Source organism: Phenylobacterium aquaticum (genome assembly GCF_022695515.1).
Lineage (GTDB): Bacteria > Pseudomonadota > Alphaproteobacteria > Caulobacterales > Caulobacteraceae > Phenylobacterium > Phenylobacterium aquaticum.
In genome coordinates this window covers 18,870-39,735 of record NZ_JALDPT010000041.1, presented here as the reverse complement: position 1 = coordinate 39,735, position 20,866 = coordinate 18,870, and the positions used below count along the sequence as shown (strand labels likewise).

Below are 20,866 nucleotides of genomic sequence, written 5' to 3'. Positions count from 1 at the left end.
TGTGGTGAAGTCCGGCGATGTGATCGCCGAGATCGAGACCGACAAGGCGACCATGGAGGTCGAGGCGGTCGACGAGGGCGTGGTCGAGGACGTTCTGGTTCCGGAAGGGACCGAGGGCGTGAAGGTCAATACGCCGATCGCGCGGCTGACCGGGGAGGGGGAGGCGGCGGCGCCGGCCGCCAAGCCGTCGCCCGAACCGACGAAGGTCGCCGCTCCGGCGGTCGCGCCTGCCGCTGCGCCTGTTCCGTCGCCGGTCGCAAGCGCCCCGGTCCCGGCCGTCCATTCCGACGGCGGCCGCATCTTCGCCTCGCCGCTCGCGCGCCGGATCGCCCAGCAGAAGGGGCTGGATCTGTCCGCCCTCAAGGGCTCGGGCCCGCATGGCCGGATCATCAAGGCCGATGTCGAGTCCGCGACGCCGGGCGCCGCTCGTCCCGCGCCGGCCGCCATTGGCGGCGGGGCGACCATGGCGCCGGTGGCCCCGCGTCAGGTGCTGAACCTGGCCCAGATGGGCATTCCGGACGGCAGCTATGACCTCATCCCGCTGGACGGCATGCGCAAGACCGTGGCGCGGCGGCTCACCGAGAGCTTCCGCGATGTGCCGCACTTCCCCCTCACGCTCGATCTCGAGATCGACGCCCTGCTGGCTGGCCGGGTGAAGATCAACGCCCTGCTGGAGAGCCAGGGTGTGAAGGTCAGCGTCAATGACCTGGTGATCAAGGCCGCGGCCATCGCGCTCAAGCAGGTGCCGGAGGCCAACGCGTCCTACACGCCCGAAGGCATCGCCATGCACCACCATGCGGACATCGCCATGGCGGTGGCTCTGGAGGGCGGGCTAATCACCCCGATCATCCGGGCGGCGGAGACCAAGGGTCTGGCCCAGATCGCCACGGAGGCCAAGGATCTCGCGGCCCGGGCGCGCGCGCGGAAGCTGAAACCTGAGGAGTTCCAGGGCGGGACCTTCTCGATCTCGAACCTGGGCATGTACGGGATCAAGGCCTTCTCCTCGATCATCAATGAGCCCCAGGGCGCGATCCTGTCGGTGGGCGCGGGCGAGCAAAGGCCTGTCGTCAAGAACGGCCAACTGGCCGTGGCCACGGTGATGACCGTCACCATGACCTGCGATCACCGGGTCGTGGACGGGGCCGTCGGCGCGCGCTGGCTCGCCGCCTTCAAGGCCCTGATCGAAGACCCCATCACGATGATCGTCTGAGGAGCCCGACCATGGATTTCGACGTCGTCATCATCGGGTCCGGCCCCGGCGGCTATGTGACCGCCATCCGCGCTAGCCAGCTGGGTCTGAAGGTCGCCATCGTGGAGCGCGAGCTCCTGGGCGGCATCTGCCTGAACTGGGGCTGCATTCCCACCAAGGCCTTGCTCAAGTCTGGCGAGGTCTATGAGCAATTGGGCCATCTGGCCGACTATGGCCTGAAGGTCGAGAAGGCCAGTTTCGACTTCCCGGGCGTGGTGGCGCGGTCGCGCAAGGTTGCGGCCCAGCTGAACTCCGGCGTCGCCTTCCTTATGAAGAAGCACAAGATCGAGGTGATCGAGGGCACGGCGAAGCTGGAGAAGGGCTCGCCTGCGCCCAAGGTCGTCGTGGCGTTGAAGGCCGGCGGATCGCGCACGGTTCAGGCCAAGCACGTGATCCTGGCCACCGGGGCGCGGGCCCGCACCATTCCCGCCATCGGGTTGGAGCCGGACGGCGAGCGGGTGTGGACCTATCGCGAGGCCCTGACCGCCAAGGCCTGCCCCAAGTCTCTGATCGTCATCGGCTCTGGCGCCATCGGCATCGAGTTCGCGAGCTTCTACCGGGCGCTGGGCGCCGACGTGACCGTGATCGAGGCCCTGCCGCGGATCCTGCCGGTTGAGGACGAGGAGGTCTCCAAGGCCGCCCACAAGGCCTATGAGAAGCGCGGCCTGAAGTTCCGGGTCGGCGCCAGCGTGAAGAAGCTCACCAAGCTCAAGGCCGGGGTGTCGGTCGAGCTTGAAGCGGGCGGCAAGTCCGAGACCCTCGACGCCGAGGTCGCCATCGTCGCGGTCGGCATCGTCGGCAATGTCGAGAACCTGGGCCTGGAGGCCCTGGGCGTGAAGATCGACCGGACCCATGTGGTCACGGACGCCTATGGCGCGACCGGGGTGGCGGGGCTCTACGCCATCGGCGACGTGGCCGGTCCGCCGTGGCTGGCGCATAAGGCGAGCCATGAGGGCGTGCACTGCATCGAGCACATCGCCGGCGTCCCGGCCTCGAACCTCCATTCGCCGATCCCAGGCTGCACCTATTCGACGCCGCAGATCGCCTCGGTCGGCCTCACCGAGGCCCAGGCCAAGGAGAAGGGGATTTCGGTCAAGGTGGGCCGCTTTCCCTTCAAGGTGAACGGCAAGGCCATCGCCTCAGGCGAGACCGAGGGCTTCGTGAAGACGGTGTTCGACGCCAAGACGGGCGCCCTGATCGGCGCTCACATGATTGGCGCAGAAGTCACTGAAATGATTCAGGGCTTCACCATTGCGATCACGTTGGAATCCACCGAGGCCGAGCTGCAGGCCACCGTGTTCCCGCACCCGACCATGAGCGAGGCCATGCATGAGGCTTCCCTCGACGCCTTCGGCATGGTGCTGCACGTCTAGAGCGCGGCGCGAAGCCTGACCGGCACGGACTTGTAGGCGGGCGTCCCGCTGCGCTGGTCGTGATCGTCCAGCACCACGAGACCGTTGGTCTCGGGATAGTAGGCGGCCAGGCAGCCGCGCGGCAGGTCGCGGGCGATGGCGGTGAAACGCCGCACGGCGCGCTCGCCGCTGGCGTCGAAGGCGGCGAGCAGGTCGATCGCGTCGCCGTCTTTCAGGCCTCTGGCCGCCAGATCGTCCTTGTGGGCGAACACCACGTCGCGCCGACCGAACACTCCGCGATAGCGGTCGTCCTGGCCGTAGATGGTGGTGTTGTACTGGTCATGACTGCGCAGGGTGGTCAGCAGCAGGACCTCCGGATCGCCCTGACGCGGATCGGCGCCCGTGACCGCATAGGTCAGGAAATGGGCCTTGCCGCTGGGCGTGGTCCAGACCCGGTCTGACGGCGCGACCGGCAGGCGGAAGCCGCCGGGGACCCGAATCTTGGCGTTGTAGTCGGCGAACAGCTTGGGCAGGACGGCGGCGATCAGCTCTCGGATCCTGTCATAGTCGGCGACCAGGGCGTCCCAGTCGACGGGATCGGTCGCTCCGAAAGTCGCCTTGCCGATCCCGGCGACGATGGCGATTTCCGACTTGAGGTCGGGCGAGGCCGGCGGATTGAGCCCGCGCGAGGCGTGGACCATGGACATGGAGTCCTCGACCGTCACCGCCTGGCGGCCCGTGGCCTGATGGTCGAGCTCGGTGCGGCCGAGGCAGGGCAGGAGGAGGGCGCCGTCGCCGATCAGCAGGTGGGTGCGGTTGAGCTTGGTCGCGACATGGACCGAAAGCTTGAGATTCCGCATGGCGGCGAAGGTGCGCAGCGGATCCGGCGCGGCGACGGCGAAATTGCCGCCCAGGCCCAGGAACACCCGCGACTCCCCACGTTCCATGGCGGCGATGGCCTCGACCACCGTGTGGCCGTGCTTGCGTGGCGATTGGAAGCCGAACACCCCGTCCATGGCGGAGAGGAAGGCCTCGGTGGGTTTCTCCCAGACCCCGACCGTGCGGTCGCCCTGGACGTTGGAGTGACCGCGCAGGGGACATATGCCCGCGCCGGGTCGGCCGATATTGCCGCGCAGGAGCAGCAGGTTGACCAGTTGCTGGACGGTGGATGAGGCGTTGCGGTGCTGGGTGAGGCCCATGCCGTAGCAGAGGATCACCGCCTTGGCCTCGGCATAGGTGCGGGCGGCCTCCTCGATCTGGCTGCGGGGCAGGCCGGATGTGCGCTCCAGGTTCGCCCAGTCCTGGCCTGCGAGATCGGCGGCCAGGGCGTCGAAGCCCAGGGTGTGCTCGGCGATGAAGGCGTGATCCAGGATCGGCGGGCGGCCGGCGGCGAGCGCCTCGATGTCCCAGGCGATCAGGGCCTTCATCATGCCCTGGACCAGGGCCGCGTCGCCGCCCAGCGTCGGCTGATAGTAGCGCGAGGCGATCTCGGTCGAGGTGAAGGTCGCCATCTCGACCGGATCCTGGGGCGAGGCGAAGCGCTCCAGGGCGCGTTCCTTCAGGGGGTTGAAGACCAGGATCCCGGCGCCGCGTCGCGCGGCGTCGCGCAGGGTGGCCATCATCCGGGGATGGTTGGTGCCGGGGTTGTGGCCGAAGCTGAGAATCAGGTCGGCGTGGTCGAAATCCTCCAGGGTGACCGAGCCCTTGCCCAGGCCGATGGAGTCCGGCAGGCCGACGCTGGTCGGCTCGTGGCACATGTTGGAGCAGTCGGGGAAATTGTTGGTGCCGAACCGCCGGCCGAGCAGCTGGTAGAGAAAGGCCGCCTCGTTGGAGGCCCGCCCAGAGGCGTAGAACTCGGCCTGGTCCGGATGATCCAGGGCGTTCAGGGCCTGGGCGGTGCGCGCGAAAGCCTCGTCCCAACTGATCGGCAGGTAACGGTCGGTGGCCCGGTCAAAGGCCATGGGCGCGGTGAGGCGGCCTGCGTCCTCCAGCTGGTGATCGCTCCAGGTGAGGAGCTCGGTCACGGTATGGGCGGCGAACAGTTCCGGCGTGGCGCGCTTGGAGGTCGCCTCCCAGGCCACGGCCTTGGCGCCGTTCTCGCAGAACTCGAAGGACGAGGTGTGCTTGGGGTCTGGCCAGGCGCAGCCGGGGCAGTCGAAGCCATCGGGTTGATTGGCGTGCAGCAGGGTCCGGCCGCCCTCGACGACCGTGTGCTGGTCCTGAAGGGCGTGGCCCACGGCCTTGAGCGCGCCCCAGCCGCCAGCCGGGGCGTCGTACTTGCGGACGCCGCGTTTGCGCTTGTCAGACATGGGCAGGCGCCTCGGCGATCATGCGCTCGGGATGGCTGAACACGGCGTGGCCGTCCGGTCGGGCCAGGGCGATCAGGGTGACGCCCGCCTCCTCGGCCTTGAGGATCGCCAGGTCGGTGGGGGCGGAGACGGCCACGATCATCGGACAGCCCATGCGCGCGGTCTTCTCGACCATCTCGAACGAGCAGCGGCTGGTGACCACCACGAAACCCTCCGAGGCGTCCAGCCCGGCGCGCACCAGGCCGCCGGCCAGCTTGTCGAGCGCATTGTGGCGGCCGACATCCTCGCGGACCATGACGAGCGTGCCGTCGGCGCGGGCGAAGGCGGCTGCGTGGGTGGCCCGGGTCAGGCGGCCCAGGGTCTGGAGCTCGCTGATCGCCTCTGTCGCGGAGTGCGCCGCCTCGTGCCGAAAGGATTGGCCGGGGCGGACCCGGGGCAGGGGGCGGACCGCATCGGCCAGCCGCTGCACTCCGCAGAGCCCGCAGCTCGAGCGGCCCTCCAGCCCGCGGGGGCGTGCCCGCCGGACGCGGCCGGCGGGCGACAGGGCGAGGTCGATCAGGACGCCGGCCTCGGTGCGCTTTTCCGTGACGGCCAGAATCTCGTCGGCCTCGGCCACCCCCTCGGTGATCGCGAATCCGATCGCCAGATCCTGCAGATCGGCCGGGGTGGTCATCAGCACCGTGTGGGGCCGTCCATCGAAGGACAGGCCGACCGCCTCTTCCCGGGGGGTGATCCGCTCCATCTGGCGGACGCCGCCTTCGGCGCGCCACTGGAGGCCTGTGCGGGGTTGGGTGACCGGGCTCTGGTCCATGGCGCGTCCTTGCCGGGAGGATCTGGGTCGAACCTCATCCTAGCCGCTTCGGTTCCCGGCGGGAGGCCAAATCGCCGCCCCGGACGCCGCCACCGTAGTTTCCCCAGCTTGTGGCGCGATGGCCGTGACGCCCAGGCTCGCGACCGCCGACCACAAGGCCGAGACCGCGATGAATGTGACCGAAGCCCTTGAGACCCGCATGACCTGCCGGGCCTTTCTGACCACGCCCGTGCCCGAGGCGACGGTGCGGGCGATCCTGACAGAGGCCGGCCGCGCGCCCTCCGGCGGCAATCTCCAGCCCTGGCGGGTGTGGGCCCTGTCGGGGGAGGCTCTGGCGGCGCTCAAGGGCGCCATCACCGCGAAGATCGCCGCGGGCCAGATCTCTGACGGCCAGACGGAGTACAACATCTATCCGCCGGACATGGGCGAACCCTATCTGGGACGGAAGTTTCGGGCGGGCGAAGCGATGTATGCGGCCCTGGGCGTAGCGCGCGAGGATCTCGGGTCGCGCATGCGGGAATATGTCCGCAACTTCGAACTGTTCGATGCGCCGGTCGGCCTGATCTTCGCCATTGATCGCGGCCTGGCCCAGGGACAGTGGGCGGACCTGGGCATGTACATGCAGTCGATCATGCTGCTGGCTCGCGAGCACGGCCTGCACACCGCGGCCCTGGAGTCCTGGGCCCTGTGGCACGCGACGGTGCGGGAGGCCTTGGACATCCCGCCCGAGCTGATGGTGTTCTGCGCCATGGCGATGGGCCGCCGCGACGAGACCCATCCGATCAATCAGTACCGCAGCGATCGCGAGCCGCTGGAGGCGTTCGCCACCTTCGCCGGCTTCTAGGCCGCGCGACGGCCCTCGGCTTCGGCCATGCGCTGGATGGCGACATAGTCGGTCTTGCCGGTGCCCAGCACCGGGATCTCCGGCACTTTGATAATCTTGCGCGGCACCGAAAGTTCCGGCGCGCCGATCGACTGGGCGTGGGCGACCAGCGAGCCGGACTCCGCGTCCCGGCGGTCGGTGACCAGGACCAGGCGTTCGCCCTTCTTGGAGTCGGGCATGGCGATGACGGCGTGGCGGCTTTCCGGCCAGACGGCGAGCGCCAGGTCCTCGGCGGCGGTGAGGGAGACCATCTCGCCGCCGACCTTGGCGAAGCGCTTCACGCGCCCGAGAATGGTGATCCAGTTGTCCTTGCTGACATCGACGACGTCGCCGGTGTCGTGCCAGCCGTCGGCCAGGGATTCGATCGAGCCGTCGGGGCGCAGATAGCCGGCCATGACATTGGGGCCGCGCACATAGAGCCGGCCGCCGCCGGGAATGCCCTCGACGGATTCCAGCCGCGTCTCCATGCCGGGCAACAGCCCGCCGACCGTGCCGCGACGATTGTCCGTCGGCGTGTTCACCGCGATGACCGGGGCCGCCTCGGTGGCGCCATAGCCCTCGAGCACGGGGACGTCGCCGAACTTCTCGCGGATCAGGTTGTGGGTCTCTTCCCGAACCTTTTCAGCGCCACAGACGATGAACTTCAGGCCCGAGAGCTCGTCGCCGGACGAGGCGCGAGCGTACTGGTTCACGAAGGTGTCGGTGGCCAGCAGGATCGAGGCCTTGGTGTCCTTGAGCAGCGGCGGAATGATCTTGGTGTGCAGCGGCGAGGGATATTCGAACGCCTTCATGCCGGTCAGGATCGGCAGCAGCACGCCGCCGGTCAGGCCGAAGCAGTGGAAGGTCGGCAGGGGATTGAACATCACCCAGTCGGGATCGAGATCGATGTGGGCCGCGATCTGATTGACGTTGGCGACCAGGTTCTCCTGGGTCAGGACCACACCCTTGGGCACGCCGAAGCTGCCTGAGGTGAAGAGGATGACGCCGGGATCTGACGGCTTGGTCTGGGCGAGGAACGGGCCGGGCATGGCCGCCGCGGTGGCGGCGAACAGCTTGTCGGCCAGACCCACGGACTCGCGAACGTCCTCGAGGTAGGCGACCTTGGCCACCGTCTCCAGCGCGTCGATCAGGTCGTGCAACTGACCTTGCTCGATGAACTTCTGGGCCGTGAGCACATGCTTCACCCCGGCCAGCTCGCAGGCGCCCTTCAGGTTCCGGATGCCGGCAGTGAAGTTCAGCATGGTCGGCACGCGGCCGAAGGCGTGCAGGGCGAAGAAGGTGACCACCGCCGCCGAACTGGCCGGCAGCATGACGCCGACCCGTTCGCCCTTCTTGGTGAAGGCGGCGATCTTGCGGCCCAGCGCGAAGGCGGCCCGGATCAGGTCGGTGTAGCTGAGCGGATTGCGGTCCTGGTCCTCCAGGATCAGCTTCTTGGCGCCGTACTTGGCGCGGGCGTCCAGCAGGGCGGAGAACAGGGACTTGGCGTTCTCACGCGGATCATATTGACGCGACAAAGGCGAAAACCTCCCCGACCGTTTCGCCGGTATTGTTGGAAGCTGAGCCTAGCCTCCGCCTTCGTCATTGAAAAGACACGTTACAATCCGTGAACCCCGTTCAGCGCTGGTGCGCCGTGTCTTCGTCGGAAGCCTCTGAATTCACGGGCGAAGCGGGGGCGGTGTGGGGAATGGCGACCGCACGGCTGGCCCAGGCCTTGTCGGCGACGAAGGCCGCGACGGCCTCAAACCAGGGGGTTCTCCAGGGATCGGATTCGAGGTGCAGGTCCGCTCGGGCGCCGGGGATCGGGAGGGTCACGCAGCGCTTCAGCGCCTTGCAGAGGGCCGTGGTCTCGGCGGTCGGGGCGCCGGCGCTCAGCACCAGGACGGGCGACTGGACGCGGGCCGCGTCGGTTTGCGCCAGCCGGCTGGCGGCCTGATGCGCCCCGCGCCAGCCCAGGCTGGGGTCGGACATCCGCAGGTCGGGATTGGCGGTCTGCCAGGCCTTGGCGAGGGCCCCGCGCCACAGATCATGGGTGTGGCCCTGTTCGCGTTCGTCCGGCCGGCTGCGGCTCCAGGGACGCCATCCGGCCATGGGCAGCCGGCCGAGCAGGGGCACGCGCCCGGCCCAGGCCTGGGCGCTGTCCTGGCTCACCGCCTTGGCGGCAAGGTTGGGAGAGGAGAGGACTACGCCATCGACCCTCAGGCCGGTCTCGGCGGCGCGCAGGGCCACCACCGCCCCGTCGGCATGGCCCAGCAGGACCAGGGGCACGCCGGGCTGCGGGCGGATCACCACCTTCACCAGGCCCTTCAGATTGGCGACGTCGGGATCGAAGCTGGGCGTATATCCAAGGTCACGGGGCAGGGTGAAGCGCGCCGAACCGCCCTGACCAGCGCGATCCAGAACCCAGACGGTGTAGCCACGGCGGGTGAGGGCGGCGACGGTCTCGAACCAGACCTCGGCGCTTTCGCCATAGCCTGGCAAGATCACGACGATGGCGCGCGGCGCATGCCAGGTCGTGGCGACCCCATAGCGCTGGATCGGATGGTCGCCGGTCTGGACGAATCCCCAGGCCCAGCCCTCGGGCGTGAAGAAGCGCGGACCGATCGAGGGCGGGGTGCGGCTCTCGGCGAACGCGCCCATCAGTTCGCCGCGACCGCAGGCCGCGAGCGTGAGCAGGAGCAGAGCGGCGATCAGGGCGCGGGCCATCGCCCTGTTTGAGCCAGTTTCGGGCCTGCGACGCAACAGCACTCAATCGCGGCTTGATCCGAAGCCCCTGAGCGCCGATCTAGGGGCCATGGCGACGGTCATCGACACCCTCACCGGCGCGCGTCCGCGCCACCCTGAAAAACAAGCCCGGCCGGACACGCCGATGCTGCGCAAGCCCGAGTGGCTGCGCGTGCGCGCGCCTGGCTCTGCGGGCTATAACGCCACCCGTGAAATCGTGAAGGCCCATGGCCTGACCACGGTCTGCGAGGAGGCGGCCTGCCCCAATATCGGGGAATGCTGGACCCAGAGCCACGCGACCATGATGATCATGGGCGAGGTCTGCACGCGGGCCTGCGCCTTCTGCAATGTCGCGACCGGCAAGCCGGACGCGCTTGACCCCACCGAGCCGCAGCGCGTCGCCGACGCCGTGGCCAAGATGGGGCTCAAGCATGTGGTCATCACCTCGTCGACCGGGATGACCTGGCCGATGGGGGCGCGGCCCATTTCGCCGCCGTGGTTTTGGCGATCCGCGCCGCGGCGCCGGACACCACCATCGAGATCCTGACCCCCGACTTCCTGCGGAAGCCGGCCTCGGCCGCCGAGGCGGTGATCGACGCCAAGCCGGACGTGTTCAACCACAATCTGGAGACGGTGCCCCGGCTCTATCTCTCGATCCGACCCGGCGCCCGCTACTATCATTCGCTGCGCCTGCTGGAGCGGGTGAAGGAGCGCGACCCCACTCGCTTCACCAAGTCCGGCCTGATGGTCGGCCTGGGCGAGGCCAAGGAAGAGGTCATGCAGGTCATGGACGACATGCGCTCGGCCGGCGTCGACTTCCTGACCATCGGCCAGTACCTGCAGCCGACCCGCAAGCACGCCGCCGTGGACCGCTTCGTCCATCCCGACGAGTTCAAGGCCTATGAGGAGATCGCCCGGGCCAAGGGCTTCCTGATGGTCTCGGCGAGCCCGCTCACCCGGTCGTCGCACCACGCCGGCGAGGACTTCGCCAAGCTCAAGGCCGCGCGGCTGGCCAAGGACGCGGCGCTCTAAGCTCTTGCGCCACCACGTCACCCGGATCCTGCCCTACCAGCCCGACCAGCTGTTCGCCCTGGTCGGGGATATCGAGTCCTATCCGCAGTTCGTCCCCTGGCTGACGGGCATGCGGACCTGGAACCACCGCGTGGATCCGGAGGGGGTGAGCTGGGCCGACGCCGAGGCCAGGGTGGGGTTCTCGTTCCTGCGTGAGAAGTTCTCGACCCGGGTGCGGCGCGACCCGGCGAGCCGCACCATCGATGTGGGGCTGCTGTCAGGGCCGTTCACGAACCTCAGAAACCGCTGGGTCTTCCACCCCGACCCCGCCGGAACGCGGGTCGAGTTCGACATCGAGTTCAGCTTCAAGACCCGCCTGCTGGAAGGCCTCCTGTCGCGCAACTTTGAGGGCGCGGTCGCCAAGCTGATGGGCTGTTTCGACGACCGGGCCGCCCAGCTCTATGGGCCCGGCGCAAGGCCGGCCTAGGGAACCAGCCGATCGAGCATGGCCTGCAGCGCGGCCTGAACCGCCGCGAGCTGGATCTCGGCGCGGGTTTCCAGCTGGAAGAATTCCTGCCGGTGCATCAGGCCGTGATTGGTGCGCGCCGTGGCGATGTGGACGGTGCCCACCGGCTTCATGCGCGTGCCGCCGCCAGGGCCGGCGACGCCGGTGATGGCGACCGAGAGGTGGGCGTTGGAGTTTTCCAAAGCGCCCTCGGCCATCATGCGGGCGACGGGTTCGGAGACGGCGCCCAGGTCGGCGATCAGGTCGCCGGGCACGCCCAGCAGCTCCTGCTTGGCGCGGTTGGTGTAGGTCACGAAGCCACGCTCGAAGACGTCGGACGCGCCGGAGATGGAGCAGATGGCGCCGGCCACCAGGCCGCCGGTGCAGCTTTCGGCGGTGACGATGCGCAGGGAACGCTGACGGGCCTCGTCGATCAGCAGTCGCGCCAGGGTCTCAATCTCGAGATTAAACATGCGGGCGACTCCGTTGAACGAGGCAGGACGGGGACCACAGCATTGCCGCCCCCCAGGATACAAGTCCGAACCGCCAAGTCGCGGTCAGGCGGGCAGCTCCACGGCGCAGACAGCCTGGGCCAGCAGGCCTTCCTGCCGCCCGGTGAAGCCCATGCCCTCCGTGGTGGTCGCCTTGACGCTGACCCGCGCCAAGGGCAGGCCGAGCAGCTCGGCCAGGCGGGCGCGCATGGCGTCGCGATGCGGGCGGATGCGGGGGCGCTCGCAGACCAGGGTCACATCGACATTGAGAATGCGGCCGCCCTGGGCCGACACCCGTTCGGCGGCGTGCAGGAGGAATCGGTCGGAGGCCGCGCCCTTCCACTGCGGGTCGGTGGGCGGGAAATGCTCGCCGATGTCGCCGTCGCCGATCGCGCCGAGGATCGCATCGGTCAGGGCATGAAGGCCGGCGTCGGCGTCGGAGTGGCCGATCAGGGTCTGGTCGTGATCGATCCTGACGCCGCAAAGCCAGACCGCCTCGCCGGGCCCCCAGCGGTGGGCGTCGACCCCCTGGCCGATGCAGGTGACGCGGGCGCCGCCCGCCAGGCGCTCGGCCATGGCGAAATCCTCCGGATAGGTCAGCTTCATCAACATCGGATCGCCCGCGACCAGGGCGACCCGCCCGCCCGTGCGCTCGACCACCGCCGCGTCGTCGGTGGGCTCCGCGTCACCCGGCCAGGCCGCATAGGCCGCGGCCAAGATGTCTCGCCGGAATGCCTGCGGGGTCTGGGCCCGCCACAGGCCGTCCCGCGACAAGGTCGCCTCGATCTCCGTCTGGCCACGCTTGAGCGTATCGGCGACCGGCAGGGCGAGAATCGCGCCATCGGCGGTCTCAAGGGCAGTGAGCAGAGCGGCGACCTGAGAGGTGGTGACAAAGGGGCGCGCCGCGTCGTGAACCAGGACGGGATCCCGCGGATCGCCGGCCAGGGCGGCCAGACCGGCCTGGACCGAAAGCGCGCGGGTGGCGCCGCCGGTGACGGCGCGCCAACCTGGCAGGCCGGCCAGGGCGTCGTCCGCGGCGGAGATGCGGTCGGCGGCGGTGACGACCACGATATCTTCAGCCCCTGCGGCCAGAAAGGTTTCGACCGACCACCTCAGGATGGGGCGGCCCGCCAGGTCGCGCCAGGGTTTCGGCGTACCCGGCCCGGCGCGGGTGCTGGAGCCGGCGGCGACGATGACGACGGAGAAGCTCATGGGCGGTCTGTTTAGGGCGAGGCGGGGCCATGTCCAGCGGGGCTGTTCGGAATGGGGAGTCTGCGGGCTTTACGGCGCCGCACAAAGTGCCTAAAAAGGGGGCGATGGGGATGACTAGAAAATGAGCAACACGCTCGCAGTCGGGGTAGTCGAGGTGCCGGGTCGGGCGTGGATAGCGCCCATGACCGGCGTATCCGACCTGCCGTTCCGCCGGGCCGCCAGCCGCCTGGGCGCGGCCTATGTGGCGACCGAGATGGTGGCCTGCGCCGAATTCTCGCGCGGTCGTCCGGATGTCGTTCGCCGCGCGGCGGTGGGGGAAGGCTTGCCGCTGATGGTGGTGCAACTGGTCGGTCGCGACCCGGTCCATATGGCCGAGGGCGCGCGGCTCGCGGCCCGCGCCGGGGCCCAGGTGATCGATCTGAACTTTGGTTGCCCCGCCAAGGAAGTCACCGGTGGCGCCATGGCGGGCTCGGCCCTGATGCGCGAGCCGGACCTGGCCGAGGCCCTGGTGGCCGCCGCCGTCGACGCCGTCGATGTGCCAGTGACCGTCAAGATGCGCCTGGGGTGGGACGAGAGCTCGAAGAACGCGCCGGAGATCGCCGCCCGCGCGGTGGCGCGGGGCGCGCGGGCGATCACGGTCCACGGCCGCACCCGCAGCCAGTTCTACAAGGGCGTCGCCGACTGGTCGGCGGTGCGCGCCGTGAAGGACGAGGTCGCCGTGCCGGTGATCGTCAATGGCGACATTGTCGATGCGGGCAGCGCCCGCCTGGCGCTTGAGCAGTCCGGCGCCGATGCGGTGATGGTGGGCCGCGGCGTCTATGGCCGGCCCTGGGTCGCCGCCCAGATCGAGGCGGGTCTTGCGGGCCTGGATTTTGTGGAACCTGACGCGGAGGCCCGGTTGGCCATCGCGCTGGATCACTTCCGCGACAGCCTGAACTTCTATGGGGATCGCCTGGGCCTGCGGATTTTCCGCAAGCACCTGGCGTCCTACGTCGATAACGCGCCCTGGCCCATGCAGGCCGAGGCCAGGCGGAGCGCCCGACAGGCGCTTTGCCGTGAGGAGGAAGCCATCCGGGTCGAGCATGGCCTGAGCGCGCTGTGGCGCGATCCTGAGAAGAGGTTGGCGGCATGACAGGGCGCACTTTGACCGTCCAGGGCGGTCTGAATCTGGAGGCCCTCAAGGCGGCCGCCTTCGAGCTGTCCCCCGAGCCGGCCCTGGTGGTCAGCCGGGACGGCGCGTTGGTGGCGGTGAACGAGGCGGCGGAGCGGTTGTTCGGCCAGGGACTGGGTCTGTTGACCCGCGGGCGGTTCCAGGCGGCCCTGCCGCCGGGCTCGGCCCTGGTCTCCCTGCTGAACCGGGCGCTGGAGGAAGACGCTCCGGTGCGCGAACGCGGGGTGGTGATCTCGCTGTTCGGACATCCCTCGTTCGAGGCGGATGGCGCCGCGGCACCTCTCGGCGACGGTTCGGTTCTGCTGACCCTGCATGTGCGGGGCGGGGCCTTCGGCGTCGAACGGGGCGGAGGCGTGGAGGCGGCCGGCCTGCGCACCATTGTCGGCCTGGGTCGGATGCTCGCCCACGAGATCAAGAACCCGCTGGCCGGCATTCGCGGCGCGGCCCAGCTGCTGAAGGTGGGCGCCAAGGCCGAGGATGGCCCGCTCGCCCAGCTGATCGTCGATGAGACCGATCGGGTCCGTCGGCTGGTGGACCGGATGGAGGCCTTCTCCGATGACGCTCTGCCGGACTGCGTACCGGTCAATATCCACCAGGTGCTCGATCGCGTCCGGGCGCTCGCCGCCAACGGCGTGGCCGACGGCCTGGGCCTGAAGGAGCATTACGACCCCTCGCTACCGCCGACCTATGGCGACGAGGATCAGCTGATCCAGATCTTCCTCAACCTCGTGAAGAACGCCGCCGAGGCGGCCCATTCCCGGGGCGACGGCCGGGGCGAGATCACCATTCGCACGGCCTTCCGTCACGGGGTGCGGGTGCGCGCCTCCAAGGGGCAGGCCCTGCGCGGCGCGCCGCTGGAGGTGCGGATCACCGACAATGGTCCCGGCGTGCCGGCCCATCTGCGCGAGAGCCTGTTCCAGCCCTTCGTCACCACCAAGGCCAATGGCGCGGGCCTGGGGCTCGCCCTGGTCTCCAAGCTGGTCGCCGCCCATGGCGGACTGATCGATTTCGACTCCGAGCCGGGGCGCACGACTTTCCGTGTGCTCCTGCCCATCGTTTCCGAAGAGGACGTGTCGGCATGAACGCGGTAGCCAACGCCAACAAGAAGATCCTGATCGCCGACGATGACAGCTCCATCCGTCTGGTGCTCAGCCAGGCCTTCACCCGCCTGGGCTATCAGGTCCGGGCGACGGGCAACGCCACGACGCTGCTGAAGTGGGTGTCGGACGGGGAGGGCGACCTCGTCGTCACCGACGTGATGATGCCCGACGAGAACGTCTTCGACGTGCTGCCGCGCATCCGCAAGGAGCGGCCCAAGCTGCCCGTCATCGTGATGAGCGCCCAGAACACCCTGCTGACCGCGGTCAGCGCGGCGGAGGTCGGCGCCTTCGACTATGTCTCCAAGCCCTTCGACCTCGACGACATGACCTCGGTCGCCCGACGCGCCCTGGCGCGACCGGCGGACTCCGAGGCCTCCAAGGCCCAGGCCCGGGCGGTGCGCGACGAGCGCCTGCCGCTGATCGGCCGCTCCGGCCCGATGCAGGACGTCTATCGCACCATCGCGCGCCTTGTCGGCGCGGACCTGACAGTGCTGATCCTGGGCGAATCCGGCACCGGCAAGGAGCTGGTCGCCCGCGCCCTGCACGACATGGGTCGGCGCAAGGACGGCAAGTTCGTGGTCATCAACCTGGCGGCCGTGCCGCGCGAGCGGGTCGAGACCGAGCTGTTCGGCCGCGAGGACGGCGATGTCGGCAAGCTGGTCGAGGCCGATGGCGGCACCCTGTTCCTGGACGAGATCGGCGACATGCCGCTCGACGCCCAGACCCGCCTGCTGCGGGTGATCGACGGCTCCGAGGCCGCGCTCAACCCCAAGACCGGCCGCCGGCCCAATGTGCGGATCATCGCCGCCACCAATCGCGACCTGCGCGGCCTGATCCAGCAGGGCCTGTTCCGCGAGGACCTGTTCTTCCGCCTGAACGTCGCGCCGCTGCGCCTGCCGCCGCTGCGCGATCGGGTGGAGGACATTCCGGACCTCGCCCGCGCCTTCCTGCTGCGCGCCAACCGCGAGGGCCTGCCGGCCAAGACCATCGACGCCAGCGCCCTGGAGCGCCTGAAGCTGCACTTCTGGCCGGGCAATGTGCGCGAGCTGGAGAACCTGATCCGTCGGATCTGCGCCCTCTATGCCGAGGAGCTGATCACGGCGCGGATCGTCGAGCGGGAGCTCGCCGACCAGCAGCCGGTCACGCCGGGCCAGGAGGGGCCGGTCACCCTGGCCACGCTCGTCGAGCGTCACCTGGGCGGCTATTTCGCCGAGCAGCCGGACGGCCTGCCGCCGATCGGGCTCTATGACCGGGTGCTGGAGGAGGTGGAGCGTCCGCTGATCCAGCTGACCCTGTCGGCGACCCGCGGCAACCAGGTCCGCGCGGCGGAGATCCTGGGCCTCAACCGCAACACCCTGCGCAAGAAGATCCAGGACCTGGGCGTGGAGATGAACCGGGGTCGTCGCTAGGGCCACGCCGGCCGTCGCGGAAAAGTGACGCTTTTGCGCAACAGACTGTTGAGTTTGGGGCACAGTTCCGCCTAGGGTGACCGGGCATGGCGTCCCTGGGTCACGATGTTGAGGCTCGGTCGACGCGCGCCGCACAGCTGTGGCGCGCGTTGCAGTCGCGCTATGTCCTGGGCGGCGGCTATGCGCTCGCGGCCATCCTGACCGGGGTGGCGATCCTGCTGGCGGCCGCGCCGCCGGAGACCGGGCCCCTGGCGCCGGCCAGCCGCAACATCCTGGTGATCCTGGGCTTCAACCTGGTGCTGATCCTGGGCCTTGCCGGCGTGGTCGGCCTGAGGCTGCTCGCCCTGCTCGACGCCCAGTCCAGCGACGCCGGCGCGCGTCTGCACCTGCGCTTCGTCACCCTGTTCGCGCTAGCCGCCGTGGCGCCTGCCGTGGTCGTGGCGCTGTTCTACGGCGTGCTGGTGAATCGCGGGGTCGACAACTGGTTCTCCAGCCGGGTCCAGACCGTGGTCGAGAACTCCGCCACCATTTCGCGATCCTATCTTGAGGATCAGCAGCGCTACATCAGCGACCATGTGGCCCTCATGTCGGCCGACCTGAACCGCGCCGCGCCGGGACTGGAGGCCAGTCCGGTGACCTTCAGCCACTTCCTGGCCCAGCAGGCGTCCTATCACGCGTTCCAGGCGGCCTATGTCATGGACCGCGACGGCCGCATCCTGGCCCGCGCCGAGGCTGACGACGCCCCGGCCTTCGTCACCCCGTCGCCGGCCCGCTTCAAGGCGGCGGACGAGGGCGACACCATCTCGGCCTCCTTCGATCCCAACGACATGGTGCGGGCCGTCTACCGGCTGCGCGCTTTTCCGGACGCTTATCTCTATGTGATGCGCCCCCTGGCCAAGGGGATGATCAGCCAGCTGCGCGACGCCGAGACCTCCGTGGTCTCCTATCGCGAAGCGGCCCAGAGCCGGGCGCGGATCCAGACTGTGTTCGCCCTGTCCTATGGGGAGACCGCGCTCCTGGTGCTGGTCGGCGCGGTGTGGCTGGGGATGGCGGCGGCGAACGGCATCTCGGGCCCGGTGGCGCGCCTGGTGCAGGCGGCGGGCCGGGTCGCCGGTGGGGACCTCACTGCGCGGGTCGACGCCGACAGCGATCCTGAGGAGATCGCTGTTTTGTCGCGCGCCTTCAATAACATGACCAGTGATCTTCAGCGCCAACAGGCGGCCCTGAAATTCGCCGGCGACGAGGCCAAGGAGCGCAGCCAGTTCATCGAGACCGTGCTGGCGGAGGTGTCGGCCGGGGTCATTGCGACGGACAGCGAAGGACTGATTTCGGCGGCCAATCGCCAGGCCGTGTCCCTGCTGGACCTGCCGGGCGACCGCGGACATGGGCGGGCCCTGGACCAGGTGGCGCCCGAATTCGCGGTCATCGCGGAGAACGCCCGCATCGCCGGCCAGGCCGAGGAAGAGGTCGACGTCGCCCGGGCGCGCGACACCCGCCGCCTGAGGGTGCGGGCCAGCCGCACCTCGGACGGCCTGGTGCTGACCTTCGACGACATCACCCGCCTGGTCTCGGCCCAGCGGAACGCCGCCTGGCGCGACGTCGCCCGTCGCATCGCTCACGAGATCAAGAACCCCCTGACTCCCATCCAGCTCTCCGCCGAGCGCCTGCAGCGTAAGTTCCGCAAGGGCGTGCCGGCCGAGGACCTGGAGGTCTTCGATCGCTGCACGGACACGATCGTTCGCCAGGTCGGCGACATCGGCCGGATGGTCGACGAATTCTCCTCCTTCGCGCGGATGCCGGCGCCCAAGTTCGCCGAGCAGGATGCGGCCGAGCTTTTGCGGGCCGGGGTGTTCGCCCAGCGCGTGGCGACGCCGGACATCACCGTCGAGCTGCGCGAGCCGATCCCGGAGATCACCCTGCTGGCCGATGGCCGCATGCTGGCCCAGGCCCTGACCAATGTGCTGAAGAACGCCTCGGAGGCCGTGGCCGCGCGGGTCGCCGAGACCCCCAAGCCCAAGGGCAAGATCACCACCGAGCTGGTGGTCGATACCGAAGGCCTGACCATCACCGTCGAGGACAACGGCCTGGGCCTGCCCGCCAAGGACCGTGACCGCCTGACCGAGCCCTATGTCACCACGCGTGAAAAGGGCACCGGCCTCGGTCTCGCCATCGTCAAACGCATCCTCGAGGACCATGGCGGGGAACTGATTCTGACCGACGCCCGGAGCGGCCGTGGCGCCCGGGCCATCCTGAAACTGCCGACCATGGCGATGATCCGCACCGGATCCGCGCCGGCGATGGTCGAGACGAATGTGGAGGTGAGCTGATGGCGGCTGATGTTCTGGTGGTCGACGACGAGGCCGATATCCGCGAACTCGTGGCCGGCATCCTCTCCGACGAGGGCTATGCGGTGCGCACCGCCAACGACTCGGAATCGGCGCTCGCGGCCATCAAGGCCCGCAAGCCGGCCCTGTTGGTGCTCGACATCTGGATGCAGGGCGGCGGCATGGATGGGTTGGAGCTGCTCGACCTGGTCAAGGAGCTCGATCCCGACCTGCCGGTGATCATGATCTCCGGTCACGGCAATATCGAAACCGCGGTCAGCGCCATCAAGCGCGGGGCCTATGAGTTCCTGGAGAAGCCCTTCAAGTCCGACCGGCTGCTGCTGGTGGTCGAGCGCGCGCTGGAGACCACGAACCTCAAGCGCGAGAACCGCCGCCTGCGGGTTCAGACCATCGCGCCCGACGGCCTGATCGGCCGCTCGGTGGCGACCCAGCAACTGCGCGGCCTGATCGCCAAGCTGGCCAGCGCCAACAGCCGGGTGCTGATCGCCGGACCGCCCGGCGCCGGCAAGGAGACCGTGGCGCGGATGATCCACGCCGCCAGCCCCCGGGCCAAGAACGAGTTCGTGGTGATCAGCGCCGCCGGCATGACGCCGGAGCGGGTCGATGTCGAACTGTTCGGCGAGGAGGCGGAGAGCGGCCGTCCGGCCAAGATCGGCGTGTTCGAACGCGCCCACGGCGGCACGCTCTATCTCGACGAAGTGGCCGACATGCCGCGCGAGACCCAGAGCCGCATCCTGCGCGTGCTGGTCGAGCAGCGATTCCGCCGGGTGGGCGGGGGCTCCGACGTGCAGGTGGATGTGCGGGTGGTCTCCTCGACCTGCCGCGACCTGCGCGAGGAAATCGCCGTCGGACGGTTCCGCGAGGACCTGTTCCACCGGCTGAACGTGGTGCCGGTCACGGTGCCCGGCCTGTCGGAGCGCCGCGAGGACATCCCCGAACTGGTCGATTATTTCATCCAGCGGATCTGCGAGGCGACCGGCATGGCCCGCCGCCGCCTGGCCGATGACGCCCTGGCCACCCTGCAGGTGCGGGCCTGGCCGGGGAATCTCAGCCAGCTGCGCAACAATATCGAACGGATGCTGATCCTGGCCTCGGGTGATCCGGCCGAGCCGATCACCGCCGACATGCTGCCGGGCGACGCCGCGCCGTCGGACAGCAATTCGTCCATGGGCGCCGAGCGGATCATCTCTCTGCCCCTGCGCGAGGCCCGCGAGGTGTTCGAGCGGGAATATCTGAACGCCCAGATGCTGCGGTTCTCGGGCAACATCTCCCGCACCGCCGCCTTCATCGGCATGGAGCGGTCCGCCCTGCACCGCAAACTGAAATCCCTGGGCCTGTCCGGGGCCCGACCGCTGGAAGAAGAGGACGCCTGATGGGCCGCATCGCCTATGTGAACGGAGCCTATGAGCGCCACGGCGAGGCCGCCGTGCACATCGAGGATCGCGGCTATCAGCTGGCGGACGCGGTCTATGAAGTCTGGGCCCTGTTCGACGGCAAGCTGGCCGACCCGGAAGGCCATTTCGCCCGCCTGGAGCGCAGCCTTTCGGAACTGAAGATTCCGATGCCGATGAACCAGCGGTCGCTGCTGGTGGTGCTGCGCGAGACGGTGCGGCGCAACCGGGTGCGGGACGGGCTGGTCTATCTGCAGGTCAGCCGCGGCGTCGCGCCGCGCGACCACGCCTTCCCGACCGATCCGGTGAGCCCCGCGGTGGTCATCACGGTGAAGGCGGTGGATCGCGCCGCCTCCGAGGCCAAGGCCGCCAAGGGCGTCTCGGTGATCACCACGCCGGAGAACCGATGGGGCCGCTGCGACATCAAGACCGTCGGCCTCTTGCCCAATGCGCTGGCCAAGCAGGCGGCCAAGGAGAAGGGCGCGGCCGAGGCCTGGTTCGTGGACGAGCTCGGCTTTGTGACCGAGGGCGCGTCGTCCAACGCCTGGATCGTCGATGGGGACGGGACGCTGCGCACCCGCGACACCAACGCCAACATCCTGCGCGGCGTCACCCGCCACACCCTGCTGGACATCATCCGCGAGAGCGGCCTGAAGGTGGATGAGCGGCCTTTCACGCCGGCTGAAGCCAAGGCGGCGAGCGAGGCCTTTATCACCGGCGCCGGCTCCCTGGTCCTGCCCGTGGTGGCGGTCGACGGCGCCCCGGTTGGAAAAGGGGTTGTGGGACCGGTGGCAAGTCGGCTCCGTCGCCTCTATATCGAGCGGGCGCGGGAGACCGCGATCTAGACTCTATTGCGCGATTGCGCCGGTCACAGACGGCGCGCTAGCGTGACCTTGCGTGTGTGGG

Annotated in this window: 16 protein-coding genes and 1 pseudogene; 11 read left to right on the top strand and 6 right to left on the bottom strand. The window is 69.2% G+C overall.

What is annotated here, in order from left to right:
- Together MQH10_RS22580 and lpdA are read left to right on the top strand one after the other, a co-directional pair.
- Window positions 1-1,210: pyruvate dehydrogenase complex dihydrolipoamide acetyltransferase (locus MQH10_RS22580; protein WP_242566239.1), on the top strand; the 1,210-nt coding region annotated here is incomplete at its 5' end.
- 11 nt (window positions 1,211-1,221) lie between these two features.
- Complete coding sequence (lpdA, locus tag MQH10_RS22575; RefSeq protein ID WP_242566238.1) at window positions 1,222-2,622, top strand: dihydrolipoyl dehydrogenase; 1,401 nt, start codon at window positions 1,222-1,224, stop codon at window positions 2,620-2,622.
- Here lpdA and MQH10_RS22570 read toward each other — a convergent pair.
- The gene (locus MQH10_RS22570) at window positions 2,619-4,910 is read right to left on the bottom strand and encodes an FdhF/YdeP family oxidoreductase (protein ID WP_242566237.1); all 2,292 of its coding nucleotides are present in this window, start codon (window positions 4,908-4,910) and stop codon (window positions 2,619-2,621) included. The genes lpdA and MQH10_RS22570 overlap by 4 nt on opposite strands.
- Entirely contained in the window at window positions 4,903-5,721 is an 819-nt protein-coding gene (gene fdhD / locus MQH10_RS22565) for a formate dehydrogenase accessory sulfurtransferase FdhD (RefSeq protein WP_242566236.1), read from the bottom strand. The genes MQH10_RS22570 and fdhD overlap by 8 nt, the downstream gene beginning before the upstream one ends.
- Before the next feature lie 124 nt (window positions 5,722-5,845).
- Between fdhD and MQH10_RS22560 the strand changes: the two genes are divergently transcribed.
- On the top strand, window positions 5,846-6,565 hold the full coding sequence (locus tag MQH10_RS22560) for a nitroreductase (protein WP_242566235.1): 720 nt from the start codon (window positions 5,846-5,848) through the stop codon (window positions 6,563-6,565).
- Here the strand turns inward: MQH10_RS22560 and MQH10_RS22555 are convergent.
- Both MQH10_RS22555 and MQH10_RS22550 read right to left on the bottom strand, forming a co-directional pair.
- Entirely contained in the window at window positions 6,562-8,118 is a 1,557-nt protein-coding gene (locus MQH10_RS22555; protein WP_242566234.1) for an AMP-binding protein, read from the bottom strand. The genes MQH10_RS22560 and MQH10_RS22555 overlap by 4 nt on opposite strands.
- 100 nt (window positions 8,119-8,218) lie before the next feature.
- The gene (locus MQH10_RS22550; protein ID WP_242566233.1) at window positions 8,219-9,307 is read right to left on the bottom strand and encodes an alpha/beta fold hydrolase; all 1,089 of its coding nucleotides are present in this window, start codon (window positions 9,305-9,307) and stop codon (window positions 8,219-8,221) included.
- 88 nt (window positions 9,308-9,395) lie between these two features.
- On the opposite strand from MQH10_RS22550, the pseudogene lipA reads away from it, so the two are divergent.
- Both lipA and MQH10_RS22540 read left to right on the top strand, forming a co-directional pair.
- A pseudogene (gene lipA, locus MQH10_RS22545) lies at window positions 9,396-10,357 on the top strand (lipoyl synthase).
- Window positions 10,358-10,361: 4 nt separating this feature from the next.
- Window positions 10,362-10,823, top strand: coding sequence for a type II toxin-antitoxin system RatA family toxin (locus MQH10_RS22540; RefSeq protein WP_242566232.1), 462 nt, complete (start codon window positions 10,362-10,364; stop codon window positions 10,821-10,823).
- Here MQH10_RS22540 and MQH10_RS22535 read toward each other — a convergent pair.
- Together MQH10_RS22535 and MQH10_RS22530 are read right to left on the bottom strand one after the other, a co-directional pair.
- Entirely contained in the window at window positions 10,820-11,314 is a 495-nt protein-coding gene (locus tag MQH10_RS22535; protein WP_242566231.1) for a CinA family protein, read from the bottom strand. The genes MQH10_RS22540 and MQH10_RS22535 overlap by 4 nt on opposite strands.
- A gap of 84 nt (window positions 11,315-11,398) precedes the next feature.
- Window positions 11,399-12,544 carry a bifunctional 2-C-methyl-D-erythritol 4-phosphate cytidylyltransferase/2-C-methyl-D-erythritol 2,4-cyclodiphosphate synthase gene (locus MQH10_RS22530; protein WP_242566230.1) on the bottom strand — a complete coding sequence of 382 codons (1,146 nt, stop codon included), beginning with the start codon at window positions 12,542-12,544 and terminating at the stop codon, window positions 11,399-11,401.
- A 121-nt stretch (window positions 12,545-12,665) separates the two neighbouring features.
- On the opposite strand from MQH10_RS22530, the gene dusB reads away from it, so the two are divergent.
- From dusB to MQH10_RS22500, 6 genes are all read left to right on the top strand, one after another.
- Window positions 12,666-13,676 (top strand): tRNA dihydrouridine synthase DusB, encoded by a 1,011-nt coding sequence (dusB, locus tag MQH10_RS22525; RefSeq protein WP_242566229.1) that lies wholly within the window; start codon window positions 12,666-12,668, stop codon window positions 13,674-13,676.
- Window positions 13,673-14,797 carry a two-component system sensor histidine kinase NtrB gene (locus tag MQH10_RS22520; protein WP_242566228.1) on the top strand — a complete coding sequence of 375 codons (1,125 nt, stop codon included), beginning with the start codon at window positions 13,673-13,675 and terminating at the stop codon, window positions 14,795-14,797. Before dusB ends, MQH10_RS22520 begins: the two co-directional genes overlap by 4 nt.
- Window positions 14,794-16,224, top strand: coding sequence for a sigma 54-interacting transcriptional regulator (locus MQH10_RS22515; RefSeq protein WP_242566227.1), 1,431 nt, complete (start codon window positions 14,794-14,796; stop codon window positions 16,222-16,224). Before MQH10_RS22520 ends, MQH10_RS22515 begins: the two co-directional genes overlap by 4 nt.
- An 86-nt stretch (window positions 16,225-16,310) precedes the next feature.
- The gene (locus MQH10_RS22510) at window positions 16,311-18,551 is read left to right on the top strand and encodes a sensor histidine kinase NtrY-like (protein WP_242566226.1); all 2,241 of its coding nucleotides are present in this window, start codon (window positions 16,311-16,313) and stop codon (window positions 18,549-18,551) included.
- On the top strand, window positions 18,551-19,942 hold the full coding sequence (gene ntrX, locus MQH10_RS22505) for a nitrogen assimilation response regulator NtrX (RefSeq protein WP_242566225.1): 1,392 nt from the start codon (window positions 18,551-18,553) through the stop codon (window positions 19,940-19,942). Before MQH10_RS22510 ends, ntrX begins: the two co-directional genes overlap by 1 nt.
- Complete coding sequence (locus tag MQH10_RS22500; protein ID WP_242566224.1) at window positions 19,942-20,805, top strand: D-amino-acid transaminase; 864 nt, start codon at window positions 19,942-19,944, stop codon at window positions 20,803-20,805. The genes ntrX and MQH10_RS22500 overlap by 1 nt, the downstream gene beginning before the upstream one ends.
- The last annotated feature ends 61 nt before the right edge of the window (window positions 20,806-20,866 follow it).